The organism is Hoeflea sp. TYP-13, from assembly GCF_040932035.1.
Classification (GTDB): domain Bacteria; phylum Pseudomonadota; class Alphaproteobacteria; order Rhizobiales; family Rhizobiaceae; genus Hoeflea_A.
Genome location: NZ_JBFRBB010000001.1, coordinates 1,763,701 through 1,784,476, shown reverse-complemented (window position 1 = coordinate 1,784,476; position 20,776 = coordinate 1,763,701). Strand labels below are relative to the sequence as shown.

Sequence of the window (20,776 nt, the reverse complement as noted above, 5' to 3'; positions counted from 1 at the left end):
AGCCAGCCAATTGATGTTCCCGAAATAGGAATAGTCCATGACCCAGTACCCCCACATCTTCACGCCGCTTGATCTTGGTTTCAGGACCCTGCCCAACCGTATTTTGATGGGCTCCATGCATACTGGGCTCGAGGACCGCAAGGCGCATGAGCGTGTCGCCGCCTATTTTGCCGAAAGAGCCCGTGGCGGCGTGGGGCTGATGGTAACGGGAGGCGTCGCGCCAAACGAAGAAGGCGCAGCCCTGCCCGGTGCAGGCAAACTTTCCGTGATGGATGAGGTCGCAGAACACGTCCCCACGACACAGGCCGTCCACGCCGAAGGCGGGACAATCGCGATGCAAATATTGCACTCAGGACGCTACGCCTATCATCAGGGCGGCGTCTCGGCTTCGGCAATCAAGTCGCCGATCTCTCCCTTTGCACCGATCGAACTCGACGAGGCGGGCATAGAAAAGCAGATCGCGGATTTCGCAAATTGCGCGACACTTGCCCGCGAAGCCGGTTATGACGGCGTCGAGATCATGGGATCAGAAGGCTATTTCATCAACCAGTTCCTGGTAACGCACACCAACAAGCGCGAGGACGATTGGGGCGGCGCCTACGAGAACCGCATGCGCCTGCCCGTCGAAATCGTCAAACGGGTGCGCAAGGCGGTCGGCGACGACTTCATCATCATCTACCGGCTCTCAATGATCGATCTCGTTCCCAACGGTTCAACCTGGGAAGAGATCGTTCAGCTCGCAAAGGCCATCGAGGCGGCGGGCGCGACCATCATCAACACCGGCATCGGCTGGCACGAGGCGCGCATTCCGACGATCGCGACCTCGGTGCCACGCCGCGCCTTTACCTGGGTCACCAAGCGGCTGATGGGGGAAGTCTCGATCCCGCTGATCACCTCCAACCGCATCAATTCGCCGGAAATCGCCGAAAGCGTTCTGGCCGACGGATGCGCTGATATGGTTTCCATGGCCCGCCCGTTTCTCGCCGATGCGGAGTTCGTCAAGAAAGCGCAGGAAGGCCGAGCGGACGAAATCGCGCCCTGCATCGCCTGCAACCAGGCGTGTCTCGATCACACATTCCAGTTGCAGCTTTCCACATGCCTCGTCAATCCGCGCGCCTGCCACGAAACCGAACTCAACTATGAGCCGGCTGATAAACCGCGCCGGATTGCCGTTGTCGGCGCCGGCCCGGCAGGTCTTGCGGCAGCGCTGGTTGCTGCCGAACGCGGTCACGAAGTCACATTGTTCGACAAGGCTTCCGAGATCGGCGGCCAGCTCAACATGGCCAAACGGATACCGGGCAAGGAAGAGTTCGTCGGCCTTGTCGACTATTACAAGCGCCAGCTCGAACTGAAGCAGGTCCGCACCGTCTTAGGCACGCTTGTGGAGCCGGACGCACTGCGCGAACAGGGTTACGATGAAGTGATTGTCGCCACCGGCGTTCTGCCGCGCGATCCTGAAATTCCCGGGCAGGACCATCCGAAGGTCCTGAGCTATATCGACGTGCTTCGGGACCAGAAGCCAGTCGGCAAGAAGGTTGCGGTTGTCGGTGCCGGCGGCATCGGCTTTGATGTCTGTGAGTACCTTGCCCATGAAGGCCACTCACCGACCGAAGACCTGGAACTCTGGAAAAAGGAATGGGGCGTTGGCGATCCCGCCGAAACACGCGGCGGGCTACGGCCAGAAGGTGCACAGCCGGAAGAATCGCCCCGCGAGATCACGCTGCTGCAGCGCAAGGCAAAGAAACACGGGGCCGGTCTCGGCAAGACGACCGGATGGATCCACCGCGCGGCACTGGCAATGAAAGACGTCCAGATGCTCGGCAACGTCAACTACGAGGAAATTGGCGACCAGGGCCTGCGCATCTCATTTGGCGAGGAGCGGCGCGACCCGCAATGGCTGGATGTCGACACCATCGTTATTTGCGCCGGCCAGCTTTCCGACAACAGCCTTGCCGCTGAACTGGAAAGCCACGGTATTGCCAACCAGATCATTGGCGGTGCCTTCAAGGCCGGCGAATTGGACGCCAAACGCGCCATCGATCAGGGCAGCCGCGTGGCTGCAGCGCTCTAAATTACAGAAAAACCTGCCGCGTAAATCGCGGCAGGTGTCTTTCTTCTACAACTGCAATTGCAGATGCGGTTTACCGTCCGATGTCTTTTGCGGCGTGGTTCCTTCGGAATTGATCACACCGTGCACCCTTTGGCGGTAGGCGGAAAAACTGTCGAAGGTCACCACATCAACGGGCTCGTCGAAGTGCAGCGTCACCCGGAACCGGTCATGTGCCGGCAGGGTGTGAACGCCAAGAACGCGGCCGGTAAAGGGTTGACCAAGATAGGTCCCCCTTACGGCCTCGCCGACATAGACGGGTGCCATCGGCGGCGCGTTCGACGCCATCGCGCAAATGGTGTTCCAGTCCTTGTACCCATGCTGATGGGCAATCGCTTCAAGGGCCTCGGAGTGCCCCATCGGCCGGCTGGTTTCGGCCAACGATTTTCGCAATCGTCGCGCCTGGTCTTTCAGTGTTTCAATCGTCGGCAGTGTGTTGGTCATTCTTCGCCTCATACAGTGTGCGCATGCTGGAGAAAAACGGGGCTCGCATTACCATCAGTCCAGATGCTCTGAATTGGCGGTGACAAAATCTAAAGAGGGCTTCACCATGGCTTTCGCCCGCGAGCGGCAGGTGCCTCGAACCAGGAGCCTATAAGGGGATGATGGCGGTATTTGTCAAGGGGCTGCGATACATGAAGAACCTTCACGTTACCTTGAATAGGCAAGCGGCTGAACATACGTGCAAGCTGTGAGAAAGAGAGGCGGCCTCCATGAAAATTCTCATTCTGACCATCGGCTCACGTGGCGACGTTCAGCCCTATGTTGCGCTCGGTCAGGGTCTGAAGGCGACCGGCCACGAGGTCACGCTCGCCACCTGCGAGCGGTTTCGCGGTTTCATCGAAGACAGGGGCCTGAACTATGGCTTCATCAGCGACGACCTGCTCAAGATCATCGATTCCGATCAGGGCAAGGCGCTGATGGAGGACACGACCAATGTCTTTCGGACCATTGCCGCAATGATCAAAATGTCGCGGCAGGTCGCACCGTTGAGGCGCAAGGCCGTTGAAGACAGCTGGGCCGTCGCACAGGCCGTCAAACCCGACATGGTGCTGTTTCACCCGAAGGCCGTTCTCGGACCGGCGATAGCTGAGAAATTTGACGTGCCCTGCATTCTAGCAACACCCATTCCCATGATCGTGCCGACGGGTGAATTTCCTTGCGTCGGCTTTCCCGATTTCAAACTGGGCGGCTGGTACAACCGGCTCGGCTACCGGATCGTCAATGCGATGATCAAGGCGTCCTCGTCAAAAGATGTGCGGGCGTGGCGAAAACAAACCGATACGCCGGTCAAACGCACCAATGTCGATTATCTAAACGACCAGGCCGGAAATCCGATACCGGCCCTGCATGCACTCAGCAGCCATGTCCTTCCCAGGCCGTCCGACTGGCCGGAAACGGCCGTCATGTCGGGCTACTGGTTTCTCGATACGGACGACGACTGGCTCCCACCGGAGGAATTGCAGGCGTTTCTCGACAACGGGCCGCCACCGATTTATGTCGGGTTCGGCTCAATGTCCGGGCGCAATCCGAAACGGCTCGGCGGCGCCGTTATCGAAGCGCTTGAGCGAACGGGACACCGGGGCATTCTTGCCACCGGATGGGGCGGGCTCCAGGCAAGCGATCTGCCGGATACCATCTTCATGATCGACCAGGTTCCGCATGACTGGCTGTTTCCCCGCGTCGCGGCTGTTGTCCATCATGGCGGCGCTGGGAGTACCGCAGCAGGTTTGAGGGCGGGCAAACCGACCCTGATCTGCCCGTTTTTTGCAGACCAGCCTTTTTGGGGAAAAACCGTTCATGCGCTGGGCGCGGGGCCGAAGCCCATCATGCAGAAGAAAGTGACGATGGATGGCCTAACGAAAGGTTTCGATCAGCTGATCCACAATGACGAAATGCGGCAATCCGCCGAAAACATCGGTGAGAAACTTCGCGCGGAGGATGGTGTCGGAAATGCCGTTGCCTTTATTGAAAAGGTGGCTGCCGACCGACCGGTAATCGCCTGAAAACCTGCCAGACTGAAAGGGCGCGGCGAACCGCGCCCGTTTCTTTTGTCATGCCGGAACAGCGTCTTTTTCCGAATTCTGAATGAGTTCCGGGCGGATCGAACCGGCGGAGCCTTCCATGACGGCTATCCAGTTCACCAATAGCCGGTCGCAGACCTTGGAAAACGGCGCTGCCATGAAGCGGAACATGAGGCCGTTCAATAGGCCGGACCTGGCGGTCACCTTGAAGACCATGGTGATTTGCGTTCCACCCGGAACGGGCGCGAGTGACCACGTTCCGGTGAGCTGCGCAATCGGATAGGGATAGTCCGCCGCTTCGGTATGAACGCGGAAAGCAAATGCCCTGCCCTCTTCCCAAAGTGTGCAGGTTTCATTCCAGCTTCTACCGTTGGTATCGGTGCACCGGCGCTCCGTATCCGGCCCGGAACCGCGAAGCACCTCGACCTTTGAAAGATTGTCCGCGACATCCGCATAGGCTTCGTGATGGCTCATGACCTGCCAGACACGGTCGGGTGATGCTTTTGTAAAGCCGGTTGCCGAAAGCGTCAGCCTGCGTCCGTCGGTTTCGGCCTCAACTTCGTGCCGGCCCTGATAGAGGACGGAAAGCCCGAACACCTGCTCGATCGCGAACAGTGCGACAATGGCCGCGACACCACCGACAATCCAGGCACCAGCAGACGTCCAGAGCCCCGGCAGGAAGATCAGCAGATCAATGCTTGCCAGCACCCAGCCTATGTCCATGGCGGTTATGAGTTTGGCCCGGCCACGGCTGATATTGGCCTGACTTGCCGTCCACAGGACAAAGGCCGCAAAAGCCAACAGCCCGATGCCGAGTTCGAAAATAACAGTGGCGGACGACATTCCAAGCAGCGTGAAGAGCTGAGTAAACAGCAATGCGGATATGCCGTCGGCTGCAACGAGGCATGCAATACCGGTAAGCAGCGAAAAGATGCCGTTGGCCGCCAGCACAAGGCGCAGCGGACGCGCATTTGATTGATACCTAATCATGACCGTTCCTTTCGGTTGGTTGACCCATGCCCGGATCGTAGAAAACGGAGGAATGGCAGCAACTACCTGCCGGGTAGTTGTTTTTGAGCCGCACCCGGCCAATATGAAGCGGCCAACGGAGTTGTCGCACGATGCAGTCAAACGATTTTCCAAGCCTGCTCAAATCCTGGCGGGCGCGCAGCAATGTCAGCCAGCTGGATCTGTCGCTGATGTGCGACGTTTCGCAAAAGCACATCAGCTTCATCGAATCGGCACGCTCGTCGCCGAGCCGGTCGATGGTGCTGCAGATTTGCGAGGCGCTGGACGTGCCCCTGCGCGACCGCAACGGGCTGTTGCATGCGGCCGGGTTCGCACCGGAATACAGCGAAAGCACGCTGAGCGAGCCGGAGCTTGCCGCAGTCGATCAGGCCCTCAACATGATGATGCAGCAGCAGGACCCCTTCCCTGCCATGGTTGTCGACGGGCTGTTCAACGTGCAGCGCGCCAATCGAGGCGCCATGAAGCTGCAGGGTTTTCTCTATGACGCGACTTCGCCGGAGGAGCTGCCGCCGATCGCCGGCAACATGATGCGCAGCCTTTTCTCACCCGAAGGCGTGCGTAGGCATGTTGCAAACTGGGATGTCGTCGCGCCGTTTTTGTTGCGGCAACTGCACGCCGAAGCACTGGCCAACCGTTCGGCGGGACCCGTCGCGGATCTGGTCAGGGAATTGGAAAGCTATGAGGGCCTTCCCGCGGACTGGAAAAAGTTCCAGCCCGGACACTGGCAGGCGCCGATCCTGACGGTCGACATCAAAAAAGACGGCGTCGATCTCAGCTTCTTTTCGACGATTGCAACACTCGGCACGCCGCGCGACATAACGCTCCAGGAAATCAGGATTGAATCCTACTTTCCGGCGGACGATGCGACACGGCGCTTTTTCGCCGATGCCTGACCGTCGGACGGGTCAATCGTCCCGGGGCGGCGCCGACAGTTCCGTTAGAATGGCGACAAGGGCGGGTATGACGATATCGACGATCACCCGCCCTGTTTCAGCCGAAGCAGACGACGGATCGCCGACGACGCCGCTTCCGGCGGACATATCCTTCATCGACCGGTACAGCGATACGGGCGCCGGGCGCAGCAAATCGGCATCGGCCCATGGCGCAAAGGTCTCGAATGTCTGTCCGGTCAGCGCCTCCGTTCTGACCTCTTCGGGTGCGATCAGCTGCATCAGGGATGTTTCAAATTCGCAGGCGTGGCCAACACCGAACGGCCCCGTCCTGCTGATGTCCATCAACGCTTCCGCCGCCACATCCCACCAGCTGGTGAAAGCAAGGCGCCCGCCGTCGGCGGAGAACTCCGGCCCGATCGCCTCGATGGCGACACGGCCGATCGCCTGGTTGCCGCCATGACTGTTGAGGATAAGCAGGTTTTTGAAGCCGTGCGCTTTTACGCAAGCGACGATATCGCGCAGATAGGCAAGGAGCGTTTCGTGCGAAACGGTCAAGGTACCGGCAAAATCCATATGATGACGCGAACAGCAGACCTTGATCTGCGGCAGCACGAGCACATTGTCAGCCATGCGCTTGTCAATGAGGTCGCAGAAATGCCGGCCGATCCGGCTGTCGACATCAAGCGGCAGATGCGGGCCATGCTGCTCGATTGCCGCGATGTTCAACAGCACCGGCGTGTTCCGGTCAATGCGGTCGAAATCACGAAAACTCAGCTTTTCCCATCTCATGGCTTTGCCGCCCACATTTCGATTTCAACAAGAAAATTTTCCAGCAGCGCGGCCTGGACGGCCGTGCGGACCGGCAGCGGATCGGGCATAACTTTGCGATAGACCTCATTGAATGCGGGCCAGTTTTTCAGGTCAGTCAGATAAACATTGACCTTGAAGACGTCGGCGAAGCCGCAATCAGCGGCCGCCAGTTGCCGCTCGCAGTTCATCAGGGTATGGCGCGATTGCTCTTCTATATCCTCGGCAAAGAGCGATCCGTCATCCTTGATTGCGACCTGGCCGGAAATCACCACCAGAGATCCCGCCTTGATTTCAAGCACCGGAGAATAGGGACCGGCGGTCGTGTGCTGTTGTGAGGCGGGAACGATTTTTACCGTGTTGTTCGTACTCAGTGACAATGTTTCACTTCCCTGAAGCTCAGTTCCGAATTATGCGGGGCGCGGCCCCGGAAGGAGCCGCGCCATTCATTTACTGCAGATAAGGCTCACTGTTGGCCTTGTTAACTTCCGTGCGGAACAGTTCAAGCAGTTCCACGGCTTTCGTATCACCGCTCTGCTCGATCAGTTCGATCACCGCCGGCTGTGACGCGGATTTGAAACGCTCCCGGTCTTCGGCAGACAACGCTGTGATTTCAATTTTGTCTGCAAGGCCGCTCAAGCCCCGGTCAGACGCTTCAATGATCCGGCTCAGGCCACGGCTCGCAGCCACACAGGATTCGGCTGCTTTTCGAACAATGGTCTGTTCTTCCGGTGTCAGCCCGTCCCAGAAGGTTTTCGAAATCACGAAGGTGTAGGGCGAGAAAAGATGATTGGTCAGCGTCATGTATTTCTGCACTTCGAACATCTTCCAGAACGAAATGATCGGGATCGGGTTCATCTGGCCGTCGATAACGCCGGTCTGAAGGCCCGTATAGACCTCGCCCCAGGCCAGCGGATAGGCTTCGCCGCCCAGCGACTGAATGACAGCCTGGTGTGCCGGGACCGTCATGGTACGGATGCGGATTCCCTTGAAATCGTCGAGCGTGTTGATAGGCCGCTTTGAGTTGGTGACGGCAAAAAAGCCACCGGTGTCGGGAAAACCGAGAACCTTCACATCGCCCAGGACACTTTCGATGTCCTCTGCAAACGCCTCGCCAAAAGGCCCGTCAAACACACGGTAAGTCGATGCATTGCTGTCAAAGGCAAAGGGCAGGTTCAGAACGTCAATCCTCGGATAGTAGGAAGCCAGGGCGCCCGTCGATGCAAGCGTTGCCTGGATGACATTGTCGCGCACCATCTGCACATGCTCGCGCGCATTGCCGAGCTGGTTGGAGGGGAACACCTCTGTTTTGATGCTGCCGTTGGTCTCGTTCTCGATGATATTGTTGAACACGGCCGTACAGGCATGTGCCGGGTTCTCGAACGGATCAGTCTTGTTGTCGTGTGCGAATTTCAGCAGCTTAGTGTCCGCCGACGCCGACGCGGCAGCCAAGGACAGGCTTGCTGCGACAACGCCGCCCAACAGTAGGGATAGGGTTCTGGATTTCATGGCTTATTCCTCCCAGGCTCATGATGATCAGGTTGACGCCGCCAAATTGGCGACAATTAAAGCTGCCGGCCCTTTCGGGTGTTGCGTGAGCCGCAAAGGCTTGCCGGACAAGGGCCCGCCACCGTTTGCGCCTTATCGACCGTTGGCAGGTCCGCCGGCAAATTCGGACCTATGGGTAACACCGGCTCACGCAACATTCTGGTATCCCGTTCTATTTTCGAACTGCTGACGTCAGACAAAACCGAGTGCACGCGGCAGCAGCAGCACCGGCCATTCCCAGAACGCGATCAGCAGGAGAATTGCGATCTCGGCGATCAGGAACGGCCAAAGTTTCAAGGCAATTGCTTCAATACGCTCACCCGTGACGGAAGCCAGGACGAACAGACAGGCCCCGACAGGTGGCGTCATTAGCGAGATGTTCAAGGCAAGCACAAACACGATGCCGGCATGGATCGGCTCCATGCCGATCTCGACCGTCAGTGGAACCAATATCGGAGCAAGGATGATCAGGATCGCAGTGATGTCCATGATCATCCCGATGGCCAGAAGCACGATCACGATCAGCAGCAGGATCATCCAGGGTTCGCTTGCGACCGTTATCACCCAGTTGGCGATTTCCTGCGGAATTCTGTTGAAGCTAATCCACCATCCGAGCACTGCGGCAAAGGCCACGATGACAAAAATAACACCGGTAATGCGGCCCGTGCGCACAAGCATGAAAGCCAGATCACGCATCGACAGGTTCCGGTAGATGAAAAACCCGAGAAACAGTGCGTAGGCGACCGCGACGGCCGCCGCCTCGGTCGGTGTAAAAATGCCGCCGAGGATACCGCCGAGAATAATGATCGGCATAAGCAGTGCCGTCAGCGCGCGGTGGGTCGCCCTGGCGACCTCGCGAAGGGAGGCCCGCCGCTGGTTGACGGGAAGTTCGTTGTGCCTGGCACCAAGTGCGATCACGGCCATGCACACGATACAGATCAGCAATCCCGGAATGATACCGGCGGCAAAAAGTCCGCCGATCGAAACGCCCATGAGTGATCCATAGACAACCATCAAGCCGGATGGCGGGATAGTCGGCCCAATGATCGAGCCGGCCGCTGTAACCGCGCAGGCATAATCGCGCCGGTATCCTTCCCGCACCATCTCGGGCACAAGGGTTCTGCCGAACGCAGCGGCATCGGCCGTCGCAGCGCCGCTGAGGCCGGCGAAAAACACCGATGCCAGCATATTGGTGTGCGCCAGCCCGCCACGGAAATGCCCGACGATCGACTGCGCGAGTTTCACCAGCCGCGACGTAATGCCAATGTGGTTCATGATCTCGCCGGCAAGGATGAAGAACGGCATTGCCAGAAACGGAAATATGTTGAGCCCGTTGAATATCTTGCCCGGCCCCTGCGCAAGGAAGGCACTTCCGCCGGTCATGTAGAGACCCGCGACGCCGGCCACACCTATGGCAAAGGCAATCGGCGTACCGAGGAGGGTCAGGACAACGAAGATCAGAAGCACCGTCATCGTCAGGCCTCCCCGCCTTGGGTCTCGACCGTATAGTGGCCGAGGTCCCGGATGCCGACGAGAACCGTCTGGATGGCACATAGGGCGGCCGAAGCGGGAACCGCGGCGAAAGGAAGTAGCAGGCTCAACCCAAGGATCATCGCCTGGCGCGATTCACCCTTTTGCGCAAAACCCACGCCGTAGATGACGAGATAGACAAACAGCGCCAGCGTCACGAGGTCGACGGCGACAAGAACGGATTTTCGCGCTCCCCCCGGGAACCGGCGGATCAGGACGGACAGGCCGATATGTTCCCTGCGGGCAATGCCCGATGACGCGGCAAGAAGCGCGGCCCAGATCATCAGATAGCGGGCCAACACTTCCGGCCAGGGCAACTGCCAATGGAAAAGATAACGGTCCATGACTGCCAGCCACACATCAAGAACAAGCAGACCAAGCAACGTGGCAACCGCTGCCTCGACAACCATATTGAGAAAGCGGCTGAGCTGGCCGGACCGCTCGGACATTGATTTAAGATCAAACATCGCGACCTCCCTGCCCGCTCAGTCGGTCACTGACCGGCCGGCCACCGAGAATTCTTCGACCGCTGCGTCATCCAGCTCGACGCCAAGTCCTGGAGCTTGCGGCACGTCGACGAAAGGCGGGTTGAAGTTGAGCGGCTGCTTCAGAAGGTCATGCTTGCGGATCAGCCGGCCAAAAATATCGCTCGGCAGCGTGCATGAAACGGCAGACGCTGCCTGATGCACATACATGGCTTCAAGGATGCCCAGATCAATCTCGGATCCGTGCCAGCAGGAAAGATTGGCCGCGTGCGCTATGTGCGTGAGCTGCTGAAATTTTGCCAGTCCGGCATTGAAATTAAAACCGTCGACAGCGCCATGCATGAGCGCATTGACCGCTTCGTAAACACGCTGCCCCTGATACACGTACGGCAACGATACATGCAGGAAGACAGGTATCGCGGTAATTGACCGCAGCCGTTCGTAATCCTGCAGCATCCAGCGCGGAATGGGGTCTTCCAGCAGCAGGACGTTGCCTATTTTTTCCAGCTCCCGGGCGATACGTTTTGCTTCACCGAGATTTTCCCAGCGCTGATTCGGGTCGAGAATAATCTTCATGCCGGGTGCGTGCCTGGCAATCTGTTCGCTCCAGCCGATACAGTCGTCTTCAAGATCGGTCTTGAGCTTGATGCAGCCATAGCCCCGGTCGGCATATTGGCGCGCCCAGGGACCGATTTCCTCAACTGTCCGGTGGCTTGACCAGGCACCGACATGCACCCTGTCACGCACCGCACCGCCGAGAAGCTGGTGCAGCGGCACATCCATCAGCTTGGCTGCGGCATCCCATATGGCGCACTCAAATCCGTCATATTCCCGGCATAATGCAATTGGCAGCGCCTGGCGGGAAAGTTGTGAAATCCGTTGGCCAATCAGCTTGCCGGCGACGTCTTCAAGAACGTCCCAGGAATGCCCGCGGTAAAATTCGCCAAGCGCGACAATGCCGCCTTTGAGCTGCATGCGCATGACAACCTTGCTGAGTTCATCGAACTGGGTCGACCAGTCGGGCTTGCCCTTGACGGGCAGCATATGCAGGGGCTTGTCCAGCCCTTTCGAATTGATCACGTCCGCATGCGCCGGAACGACAACTTCATCAAATCTGAATGAGACAATCCGATCGCGAGCCAATGCGTATCCTCCCTGCAATGCGGTTTTCCTATCATGCAAAATGTAGCTTTGCAAATATTTTATTCACAAATGTTTGTAATACTATATATATGAACAGGTAAGGTTGTGCCGAAATATCCGGCAATGTAAGAAAACTGCGCCGCCAGAGCTGGATGGAGCCGATATGCCGCATGAGGAAAATTCTTTAAGTTCACAGCGACTGGTTTCGACGATTGAAGCGATGTCGGACGATTTTCGGCGCGCTGAAAAACAGATTGCCGAAATCGTCATGTCGCGGCCGGAGGAGGTGGTGCGGCTAAGTCTTAAATCGCTGGCTGACATTGCAGGTGTCAGCGAACCTTCCGTCGTGCGGTTTGCCCGCAAGCTCGGATGCTCGGGATATTCCGATTTCAAGCTGAGGCTGGCGCAGGAAACGGCGATCGAACGCATGTATGTCGATGCACCATCGAAGGCAAGGCAATCGGCCGTCGGCGATATGACCGAACGCCTTGCGCGAGCATCAAGCCACGCAATCTTGCAAGCCTTCGAGGATCTTGACCTGACAGCGCTCGATGAAGCAGCAGCGCTGATACACGGCAGCAGGCAGGTTTTCTGTTTCGGCACCGGCGGCAGTTCTGCAATCATGGCGATGGAGGCTGAAAACCGCCTGTTCCGCCTCAGCGTACCGGCGCAGGCCACATCCGACGCCTATCGCCAGCAAATGACGGCAGCGATCAGCGGGCCGGACGATACGATGCTGGTTTTTTCCGTGACCGGCCGCCCGAAATCTCTGATCAGTTGTGTGGATACCGCCGTCGAGCGGGGCATGCGGGTTATTGCCATAACCCGTCAGGGCAGTCCGCTGGCGAACCGGGCGACGATTGTCCTCAATGTCGACATCACCGATGACGAACTCTATTTCAACCAGCCCAACTGCACCCGGTATGCCCAGCTCATGGTTCTCGACTGCCTTTCCAGCCAGATTGCCGTGCTGCGCGGCACGCAAAGCGCTGAGAATCTGCACAACATCCACAAGCGCATGGGCGCACTGCACGGGGTCGTTGAACGCCAGCCCATAGGCGACTAGGCCAAAAATTCAGCCCTTGCCGAATTCCGGATTGTAGATCATTCCGACAGCATTGCCCCAGGGATCGGTAACGGTGGCGACCACGATCTCACCGCCGACATTCGTCGGTTTTTCGATGACGAGTGCGCCCAGGCCGGTCAGGTGTGCGACAGTTTCTTCAACATCATCGACACCCCAATAGGTCACGACATTGGTGGATTTCTCGCCGGCCGGTGTTTCATCGCGCATTAAACCCAGCTCAAAGCCGCCGATGTTGAAGCCGATGTAAAATGCGTCATCGAAATAGGGCTCCACGCCGAAGGCTTTGCTGTACCAGGCCTTGGCCTTTTCAACGTCGTCAACCTTGTAGATCGTCGTTCTCAGTCCGAGCATTTTTGAAGCCATTTCCTATTCTCCCGTATTCCTGACCAACGGTGCGATAACGTCCGAGGCAAATTGCCTGAAACCCGTTGCCGGGCGGCCGGTAATCTCTGCGACGGCCTCGGTAGTGTAATTTCCCCAGCCGGCACTGTAAGCCGTTCCATAGTCACGCAACACGCCCGCCATCCAGGGGTCAACTCCAAATTCGCACAGTGATTTGAATTGCTGCTGCGGATCGACAGGCACGTATGAAACCGGCCGCGCAAGCACCTCAGACAAAACCTTCGCGGCATCATGCCATGACAGGCTTTGCGGTCCGGTCAATTCGAATGTACGGCCGAGATGCTCGTCGGACAGCACACAGCGTGCTGCACATTGCGCAATGTCGCGTGTGTCGATCATTCCCATCCGGCCATCGCCCATGGAAAAACTGAACGTTCCGTCGGCGGCGAGCGACTGTACCGAGATAAGGAGGTTCTGCATGAAAAGATGCGGCCGCAATATCACATGAGGCAAACCAGAAGCCTCGAGATATCGCTCCGTGCATGCATGCAATCTGGTGTTTTCCGTCGGTCCGTCCGCTGCCGCTTTCAGCGCGGAGACACGTATAAGTCTTTTGAGCGCCGCACGGCGGGCCGCATCGATGAAACAGCGCGCATAAAGGTCGGCTTTCTCATGCGCGGGTGTAATCAGTACCGCTGCACCGACATCATTCAAGGCGCCCGCCAGCGATTCTCGGTCTTCGAAATCTGCAAAAACCGGATTCGCGCCCAGGCCTGCCATTTTGGCCGCTGCCGCCTCCGATCGCACTGTGGCGCGGACATCGCATCCGTCGTTGACAAGAAGCCTGACAAGATGCTGGCCGATGGTTCCGGCAGCACCGGTGACTAGAACGGTTTCTGGCATGAATTCTCCCTGGGGTCATGTGCAACTGGTTATGGGAGATGGAATACTATATTTCCAAAATGCAGATAATACCGCTATATTGGGAATAATTATCCAAAATATGGAATTATCGATGCACGATCTCAATGCGGTGGCCGTGTTTGTCCAGGTCGCTCAGTCCGGAAGCTTTTCGGCGGCGGCAAAGGAGCTGTCAATGCCGTTGTCGACGGTCAGCAGAAAGGTCTCCGACCTCGAAAACAGCATGAAGGTGAAGCTCATCGAGCGCTCGACGCGCAGCCTGCGCCTAACCGATATCGGCGCCATCTACTATGAGCATTGCAAACGCGGTCTGGAAGAGTTTCAGGCCGCCGACCTTGCGGTGGAAGATCGGCAGAACGAGGTCACCGGCCTGTTACGCATCTCGCTGCCGCCAAATCTGGCGGAAACATTGTTCGCGCCGATTATCGGTGAATTTCACCGGCAATACCCCAAAGCACGCGTAGCAGTGCTGGTTGCCGAGCGGATCGTCGATCTGGTTGAGGACGGGATCGACCTTTCGTTCCGGGTGGGCATCATGCGCGACACCAGCCTTGTCGCCCGCAGGCTTTTGACCTATCGGCATGTTCTCGTGGCAAGCCCCGAATATCTCTCCACACAGGGCACGCCGTCGACACTGGCTGATTTGTCAGACCATCGTTTCGTGACCTTCGGCTTTACGCCCGCTTCGGGCCCGCGCTGGACGCTGTATCGCGGCAACCGAACTGAAGAAATCGATATAAAACCAGCCCTTTGCGTCAACGACTACGCCGCCGTCAAAAGGGCTGCCCTGCTCGGTCAGGGTATAACGGAACTGCCATCGATATTCTGCGGACAGGCCTTTCGCGATCACGCACTGGTGCCGGTGTTGCCCGAGTGGCAATTCCAGGAGATCAGCCTGCAGGCGCTGCATTCGGGCAGGCGCAACATGTCACGACTGGCGCAACTGTTTCTCGATTGCTGCAGTGAGCATATAGAGGCTCTTGCGGCGGATACATGAATTCAATTGCGTGCGGTGCAGGAAATGCGGTAGCGATAGCCGATAACAATTTCACCTGTGGCAAATGCTTCAAATTCCGGCAACACACCCTTCGCTCGACCAGATACGCGATGCCCAGACCGCGCTCCGTGGCCGTGTCATCAGAACGCCGGTTCTGTCATTGAACCAGGCACCCATTGCGCAGTTGCTCGACAACGCCGCCTCTGTATCGATGAAACTCGAGCTGTTCCAGCATGCCGGCTCCTTCAAAGCGCGCGGTAATCTTCTCGGCTTGGACCGCCTCGATACCGATGAACGCGCCGCCGGCGTGATTGCGGCAAGCGGCGGCAACCATGCACTGGCCGTATCGTGGGCCGCAAACAGCCAGGGCGTGAGGGCAAAGCTGATCATGCCGAAGGCAACCGATCCCATTCGTGTGAAAGGATGTAAACGGCTCGGCGCCGAGGTTCACCTTGTTGAAAATATTGCGGCCGCCTTTGACGAAATGAACCGGATTGCCGCGGAAGATGGATCGACGGTCATGCATCCGTTCGAGGGGGGACACATGACACTCGGCGCAGCAACACTGGGCGCCGAAATTCTGGAAGACCTGCCCGATATCGACTGCATGATCGTTGCTGTCGGCGGCGGCGGGCTTATCAGCGGTGTGTCATCGGCGATCCGGCAGGCAAAACCGGATTGTGAAATCATTGGCGTTGAACCGATCGGCGCAGACAGCCTTTCACGCAGCTTCGAAGATGGCGAACCGGTTCGCATCGGCAAGGTCGACACGATCGCCGACAGCCTCGGCTCGCCCGCTGCCCTGCCCTACTCATTTTCCGTCGCTCGAAAATTTGTCAACCGCATGGTGCGTATCGAGGATCACCTGATGGTCGATGCCATGATTTTGATGCGTGACACGCTGAAGATCATGGCTGAACCCGCGTGCGCTGCTGCACTGGCGGCCGCAACAGGACCGTTGCGCGAGGCGCTTGCCGGCAAGAATGTCTGCATTCTCGCCTGCGGATCCAATATCGGTCCGGAGCGGTTTCGGGCGCTGCTGGCCGGCAGATAGATCGCTTCAGCGTTCCAACCGGCAATTTCGGAATTGCTCTGTCAAAAAGCTCCAACCTGCCTGCCGGTTAACCCTCAAAGTTAATGGTAAATGGACAATTAACTTGTTTGTCCTGACAACGCGTCCGTACATAGGCAAATGTTCAATAAAATCCATTATTTGTCTGTGGTCCAAAAAATAATCGAAATAATTTCGAATAGGGTGTGGCATTCACCGATTACACCGACGGTCATGTCGGCCATCGGGATTGGGCTCCTCTACAGCCTGGAAAACCATCACGTCACCCTGCCGTTTGCAGTCATGCTATGGGCTATGATCGCAACGCTGCTGTTTGCCATTTCAAAACGGCTGACGTTTTCCGTCGGTTGCGCATGGATGATTGTCGGAACGCTCTCTCTGATCTCGCTGATCAAGTTCAAGATGAAGGGATTTTCCCTGCACATCTACGATCTGTTTATTGCTGCCGGTGATATGGAACTGGTGAAATTCGTAACGGGCAATTACCTGCACCTGGTCGCACCGGTGCTGGTGACGCTGGTTCTGTTCGCGATTGCCGGCGTCTTCATGTTTCGACTGGACAGGCCAAGGAACCTGGCCATTTCCACACGTGTGCTGCCGGTCCTAGCGGTTATGGTCCTTCTGCCCATGACTTACCCGTCGGAAGCCTACAAGGAACAGCGCTATTTCTATTATCTGCAGGGGCGGCATGCGAGCGCTTTTTTTGTGTCGCTGCTCGACCTTCAATACACATTCGACGATAACGAGCTGGAAAAGAGGCTGTCCGCCCTGCCCGCCCAACCTCCGTTGTCGGGCACGGCGGTGTGCGGTTCGGGCGACAAGCCGGACATATTTGCCGTTCTTGAGGAAAGCCAAACCGATCCTGCCCTCTTTACCCAACTTAACAACAGGAACAGGCTGTCCGAGGACATGCGGGTTACCGGCGAAGCCATGCATCCTCTAAATGTCGAGATGTTTGGCGGCGGAACCTGGATCACCGGCCTGTCGTTCCTGACCGGGCTGTCGGCGCTCGATTTCGGATGGCGAAGCCCTTACCTCACCACCGAGCTGGAAGGTGCTGTTCACGGCGCTATTCCTCAGATCCTGGCGGATTGCGGATACAGAACGGTCGCCATGCTTCCCCTCGGCTACAACTTCGTAAACGAGGGACCGTTTCTCAAATCAATCGGGTTTGAAACCATCCTCGATGGTGATGCGATGGGTGCGCCGAGCCATCACATGAAGGATGATTTCTACTTCGAAACCGCAAAGAAACTCATCCGGGAGCACCGTTCCAAGGATGATAGGCCACTGTTTTTATATCTTCAGACAATGTTCCCGCACTCTCCTTACGAGTCGGCCTTGGCGCCTGACATTGAAATCGCCGGCGACCCGCTTCATGCCGATCCGCAGATTGCCGAATATCTGCGCCGTCTGCTGATCGCCCGATCCGACTATGCGGATTTTCGAAAATGGGCCTATGAAGCGGCTGCGGACCGGGGCCTCGTCACCCTGTCATTTGGCGACCACCAGACCTTTGTAACCATGCCGCTGATTGCAGAACTTGACGGGCAAAATCCGCTGGCGCGCACGGATTCACTTGCCTACCGAACCTATTTCACGCTTTCCGATAATCTGTCGGACAGTGCCGACGAAGCATATGAAAACACGCAGGCCATTGATATCGGCTTCCTCGGTGTGAAGCTGCTACAGTCCGCAGGCATTCCAGGATCCGATGTCTATATCGACCTGGCCGATCTCGCCGATAGATGCGGCGGCGCCTTCTTTGCATGTCCGCAGCGGGAACTGATCGACAGGCATTTGCGCAGCCGCATCGATGGCGGCCTGCTTGATCTATCCATCGGCGGCAATTCCAGTTAGAGCCATTGCCGAGTGGCTCTGATCCATTGGCGGGTTCGGCCTTCGGGATCGTCGTTGAGCGTGATGTCGGTTACCACCGCTGCGCTATCCGCGCCCGATGCAAACACACCGGGCAACCGTTCCGGATTCAGTCCGCCGATCGCGACGAGTGGCAAGGCGCCAACCCTCGATTTCCAGTCCATTATGCGGTCGAGGCCCTGCGGGTCCCATCGCATCTTTTTCAGACGCGTCTCATAAATCGGCCCAAGCGCCACATAGTCCGGATCGGTGCCGAGCGCCGTATCGAGTTCCGCATGATCATGCGTGCTGATACCGAGCCTGATTCCGGCACGCCGGATGGCTCCGACATCTGATTCCGCGAGATCCTCCTGACCCAGGTGAACAAAGTCACAGCCTTCGTCAATGGCCAGGCGCCAATAGTCGTTGAGAACAAGCTGACAGCCGTTCGCCGAGCAAACAGATTTCGCCACGGCGATTTGCCGGCGCATTTCGCCGCTGCTTAGGCCTTTCATGCGCAATTGCACAAGCTTCACGCCCAGCGGCACGAGACGGGTGATCCAGTCGGCGCTGTCGACGATCAGGTAAAACGGATCGAGCTTCATGAAAAGACAGCCTTGCCGATGACCGGTGTCGAGGGTACCGCCGTATCGCGCGGTTCAAGCATGCCCGCCAGCCAGGCGGTTCTGCCGGCCTTGACCGCCGAACCGAATGCACGCGCCATGTGAACCGGATCGCCCGCCCGGGCCACCGCCGTATTCAACAGTACGGCATCAAAGCCGAGTTCCATCACGGTTGTTGCGTGCGAGGGACGCCCTATTCCGGCGTCGACAATCAGCGGAACATCCGGAAAGTGACCGCGCAGCGAACGCAGCGCATCAATGTTCATGGGCCCCTTTGCCGATCCGATTGGCGCGCACCATGGCATCAGTACCTCGCACCCCGCATCAAGCAGGCGTTCGCAAACGACAAGGTCGTCGGTCGTATAGGGAAATACATCAAAGCCTTCCTCACAAAGGATCCGCGCCGCCTCAACGAGTTCGAAGACATCGGGCTGCAACGTGTCATGGTTGCCGATAACTTCGAGCTTGATCCACTTCGTGTTGAAGACCTCGCGGGCCATATGGGCGGTCGTCACCGCCTCCTTCACTGTGTGACATCCCGCCGTATTGGGCAGGACCGGAACACCGAGAGACTGAATGAGTGACCAGAATTGCCCGCCCGAGCCGGTCGCTGTAGCAGCGCCCGCAGCTTCGCGCCGCAGTGACACCGTTACAGCCGACGCGCCACCGGCCCGGACGGCTTCGCCAAGTATTTCAGGCGAAGGATATTGTGCGGTTCCAAGTATGAGCCGCGACGGCAGTTTTTCCCCGTAGACTTCAAACATCGTCAGCCCCCCTGCATCGGCGCCAGTATTTCGATGCGGTCGCCCTCGTTGAGCGCAAAGCCAGCGCGCTCGTCTTTTGTGATGAGTACACCGTTGACCGCGGTCGCCAGCCACTCGCCCTCATATGAAAGCTCATCCAGCAAGGCGCCGAGGTCCTGCGCCGACACAACGGCGCGTTCGCCGTTGACTTCCAGCGTTTTGTCATCCACCGCTCATCCCTCCCCTTGCCATCGCCTGCTGCGCCGCTTCCTGTGCCAGCACCGGTGCGAGCAGGAACCCGTGACGGTAAAGACCGTTGAGGCGGATAACGTCGTTATGTCCGGTCACCCGCGGAAAATTGTCCGGATAGGCCGGGCGAACTCCGACACCGATCTCGACGACTTCGGCTTCGCCGAATGCCGGGTGAAGCGCATAGGCAGCGTTCAGCAGCTCCATCAATGACCGGGCGGTCACCGAGCCGTCGGCTTCGCTCTCAACCATCGTTGCACCCACCATGAAGAGCCCGTCGCCGCGCGGAACGACATAGACCGGAATGCGGGGGTGAAGCAGGCGCACCGGCCGTGACAGGGTGATGCCCTGCACGCGCATCAGGAGCATCTCGCCACGCACGCCGCGCAGGCCCGTGGCCTCGCTCGCCATTCCGGTACAATCGATTTCGCAGTCGAATTCTTCAGCGCACGACCCGTCATCACCAAATCGGAACGCAACGCCGCCGTTTTCGAGCTGCCGCCACAGAGTCAACATGGCCGCCCGCGGATCCATGTGTGCCTCCTCGGCAAAAAACAGCCCGTTTCGGAAGCGGCCTGAAAGATCAGGTTCCAAGTCGCCGATTTCACCAGCGCTTATCTTTTCGTAACCGGATGTGCGGCTTGCAAACCGGTCGAGTTCGGCGCGATCGCGCCCGGCGGCAACCACCAGCGTTCCCATGCGCTCCACATGGCTTGGCAAGACGCTTTCCCACCAGTCCGTTGCCTTGATTCCAAGCTCAAGAACCTTCTGATCGGCATTTTCCCGCTCGCACCAGGGTGCGAGCATGCCTCCGGCATACCAGGATGCCATGCCGCCTGCCCGGTCCTGACGTTCCGCGACGGTTACGGAAGCGCCACGCCGCATCAACTCAAATGCTGTCGTCAGTCCTGCAACACCCGCTCCCCTGATCAGCACCCTCATGACATGCCCCATGCCAAAGCGGGTTCTTCGGGTTGATCCGTTTTGCAAGTCTCCGGTGCGCAGCACAACATCATAGGCTCCTCAGCTCGACACATGGACGATCCTGAAAATGCTGATATTGCGGGAATGTGAAATGCGCCGCCGAGTATAGGAACTAGACTGAAACAGTCCGCGAACGCCTGCACCATCCCTACGCCAGCATGAACTGGATCAGGTTCAACGGGTCACTGCGCCGCAACGCCAGCAGTATCTCAGCCCCTTGCCGGGACTCCCCTGGTGAATGGCAAAAGCATTCCAATGCCGACCCGCTTTGTCAAGGCGAATATCCGGGCCAACAGTATGGATCGATGCATGCGGCAAACCGTGAAGCGCCCTCA

General features: G+C 58.1%; 21 protein-coding genes and 1 riboswitch. Of the genes, 7 read left to right on the top strand and 14 right to left on the bottom strand.

Translation table 11 applies throughout. The features are described 5' to 3' along the window. Window positions 1–37: 37 nt before the first annotated feature. On the top strand, window positions 38–2,071 hold the full coding sequence (locus tag ABVT35_RS08465) for an FAD-dependent oxidoreductase (RefSeq protein ID WP_368465858.1): 2,034 nt from the start codon (window positions 38–40) through the stop codon (window positions 2,069–2,071). A gap of 45 nt (window positions 2,072–2,116) precedes the next feature. Here ABVT35_RS08465 and ABVT35_RS08460 read toward each other — a convergent pair whose 3' ends face one another. Beyond that, a complete protein-coding gene (locus ABVT35_RS08460; protein WP_368465857.1) occupies window positions 2,117–2,551 on the bottom strand; it encodes a glyoxalase superfamily protein in 435 nt (144 codons plus the stop codon). A 269-nt stretch (window positions 2,552–2,820) separates the two neighbouring features. Here ABVT35_RS08460 and ABVT35_RS08455 point away from each other — a divergent pair, with 269 nt between their 5' ends. After that, the gene (locus ABVT35_RS08455) at window positions 2,821–4,113 is read left to right on the top strand and encodes a glycosyltransferase (RefSeq protein WP_368465856.1); all 1,293 of its coding nucleotides are present in this window, start codon (window positions 2,821–2,823) and stop codon (window positions 4,111–4,113) included. Window positions 4,114–4,161: 48 nt separating this feature from the next. Here ABVT35_RS08455 and ABVT35_RS08450 read toward each other — a convergent pair whose 3' ends face one another. Continuing rightward, a complete protein-coding gene (locus tag ABVT35_RS08450; RefSeq protein WP_368465855.1) occupies window positions 4,162–5,121 on the bottom strand; it encodes an SRPBCC family protein in 960 nt (319 codons plus the stop codon). A gap of 131 nt (window positions 5,122–5,252) precedes the next feature. Here ABVT35_RS08450 and ABVT35_RS08445 point away from each other — a divergent pair, with 131 nt between their 5' ends. Then, window positions 5,253–6,053, top strand: a complete 801-nt coding sequence (locus ABVT35_RS08445; protein WP_368465854.1) for a helix-turn-helix domain-containing protein — start codon at window positions 5,253–5,255, stop codon at window positions 6,051–6,053. 12 nt (window positions 6,054–6,065) lie between these two features. Here ABVT35_RS08445 and ABVT35_RS08440 read toward each other — a convergent pair whose 3' ends face one another. The 6 genes from ABVT35_RS08440 to ABVT35_RS08415 all read right to left on the bottom strand — a co-directional run bounded on the left by ABVT35_RS08440 (window position 6,066) and on the right by ABVT35_RS08415 (window position 11,566). After that, window positions 6,066–6,842 carry a creatininase family protein gene (locus ABVT35_RS08440; RefSeq protein WP_368465853.1) on the bottom strand — a complete coding sequence of 259 codons (777 nt, stop codon included), beginning with the start codon at window positions 6,840–6,842 and terminating at the stop codon, window positions 6,066–6,068. Further along, window positions 6,839–7,240: a RidA family protein gene (locus tag ABVT35_RS08435; protein ID WP_368465852.1), complete on the bottom strand. Its 402-nt coding sequence runs from the start codon at window positions 7,238–7,240 to the stop codon at window positions 6,839–6,841. Before ABVT35_RS08435 ends, ABVT35_RS08440 begins: the two co-directional genes overlap by 4 nt. A gap of 70 nt (window positions 7,241–7,310) precedes the next feature. Beyond that, entirely contained in the window at window positions 7,311–8,369 is a 1,059-nt protein-coding gene (locus ABVT35_RS08430) for a DctP family TRAP transporter solute-binding subunit (RefSeq protein WP_368465851.1), read from the bottom strand. A gap of 231 nt (window positions 8,370–8,600) precedes the next feature. Further along, entirely contained in the window at window positions 8,601–9,881 is a 1,281-nt protein-coding gene (locus ABVT35_RS08425; RefSeq protein ID WP_368465850.1) for a TRAP transporter large permease, read from the bottom strand. 2 nt (window positions 9,882–9,883) lie between these two features. Then, window positions 9,884–10,405 (bottom strand): TRAP transporter small permease, encoded by a 522-nt coding sequence (locus ABVT35_RS08420; RefSeq protein ID WP_368465849.1) that lies wholly within the window; start codon window positions 10,403–10,405, stop codon window positions 9,884–9,886. Between the two features lie 18 nt (window positions 10,406–10,423). Then, the gene (locus ABVT35_RS08415; RefSeq protein WP_368465848.1) at window positions 10,424–11,566 is read right to left on the bottom strand and encodes a mandelate racemase/muconate lactonizing enzyme family protein; all 1,143 of its coding nucleotides are present in this window, start codon (window positions 11,564–11,566) and stop codon (window positions 10,424–10,426) included. A 163-nt stretch (window positions 11,567–11,729) separates the two neighbouring features. On the opposite strand from ABVT35_RS08415, the gene ABVT35_RS08410 reads away from it, so the two are divergent. Then, window positions 11,730–12,632 (top strand): MurR/RpiR family transcriptional regulator, encoded by a 903-nt coding sequence (locus ABVT35_RS08410; protein WP_368465846.1) that lies wholly within the window; start codon window positions 11,730–11,732, stop codon window positions 12,630–12,632. Window positions 12,633–12,641: 9 nt separating this feature from the next. Here ABVT35_RS08410 and ABVT35_RS08405 read toward each other — a convergent pair whose 3' ends face one another. Both ABVT35_RS08405 and ABVT35_RS08400 read right to left on the bottom strand, forming a co-directional pair. After that, window positions 12,642–13,016, bottom strand: a complete 375-nt coding sequence (locus tag ABVT35_RS08405) for a VOC family protein (protein WP_368465845.1) — start codon at window positions 13,014–13,016, stop codon at window positions 12,642–12,644. A 3-nt stretch (window positions 13,017–13,019) separates the two neighbouring features. After that, window positions 13,020–13,898, bottom strand: coding sequence for an SDR family oxidoreductase (locus ABVT35_RS08400; RefSeq protein WP_368465843.1), 879 nt, complete (start codon window positions 13,896–13,898; stop codon window positions 13,020–13,022). Window positions 13,899–14,010: 112 nt separating this feature from the next. Between ABVT35_RS08400 and ABVT35_RS08395 the strand changes: the two genes are divergently transcribed. From ABVT35_RS08395 to ABVT35_RS08385, 3 genes are all read left to right on the top strand, one after another. Further along, a complete protein-coding gene (locus ABVT35_RS08395) occupies window positions 14,011–14,913 on the top strand; it encodes a LysR substrate-binding domain-containing protein (protein ID WP_368465842.1) in 903 nt (300 codons plus the stop codon). A gap of 64 nt (window positions 14,914–14,977) precedes the next feature. After that, a complete protein-coding gene (locus ABVT35_RS08390; RefSeq protein WP_368465841.1) occupies window positions 14,978–15,967 on the top strand; it encodes a threonine/serine dehydratase in 990 nt (329 codons plus the stop codon). A gap of 231 nt (window positions 15,968–16,198) precedes the next feature. Then, on the top strand, window positions 16,199–17,845 hold the full coding sequence (locus ABVT35_RS08385) for a sulfatase-like hydrolase/transferase (protein WP_368465840.1): 1,647 nt from the start codon (window positions 16,199–16,201) through the stop codon (window positions 17,843–17,845). Here the strand turns inward: ABVT35_RS08385 and ABVT35_RS08380 are convergent. The 4 genes from ABVT35_RS08380 to thiO are packed head-to-tail and all read right to left on the bottom strand — an operon-like array spanning window position 17,842 to window position 20,399. Further along, the gene (locus ABVT35_RS08380; protein ID WP_368465839.1) at window positions 17,842–18,447 is read right to left on the bottom strand and encodes a thiamine phosphate synthase; all 606 of its coding nucleotides are present in this window, start codon (window positions 18,445–18,447) and stop codon (window positions 17,842–17,844) included. The genes ABVT35_RS08385 and ABVT35_RS08380 overlap by 4 nt on opposite strands. Then, window positions 18,444–19,229 carry a thiazole synthase gene (locus tag ABVT35_RS08375; protein WP_368465837.1) on the bottom strand — a complete coding sequence of 262 codons (786 nt, stop codon included), beginning with the start codon at window positions 19,227–19,229 and terminating at the stop codon, window positions 18,444–18,446. Before ABVT35_RS08375 ends, ABVT35_RS08380 begins: the two co-directional genes overlap by 4 nt. Window positions 19,230–19,231: 2 nt before the next feature. Continuing rightward, window positions 19,232–19,438 (bottom strand): sulfur carrier protein ThiS, encoded by a 207-nt coding sequence (gene thiS / locus ABVT35_RS08370; protein ID WP_368465836.1) that lies wholly within the window; start codon window positions 19,436–19,438, stop codon window positions 19,232–19,234. Then, the gene (gene thiO / locus ABVT35_RS08365; RefSeq protein WP_368465834.1) at window positions 19,431–20,399 is read right to left on the bottom strand and encodes a glycine oxidase ThiO; all 969 of its coding nucleotides are present in this window, start codon (window positions 20,397–20,399) and stop codon (window positions 19,431–19,433) included. The genes thiS and thiO overlap by 8 nt, the downstream gene beginning before the upstream one ends. Window positions 20,400–20,568: 169 nt before the next feature. Beyond that, window positions 20,569–20,684, bottom strand: a riboswitch (TPP riboswitch). Window positions 20,685–20,776 lie beyond the last annotated feature (92 nt).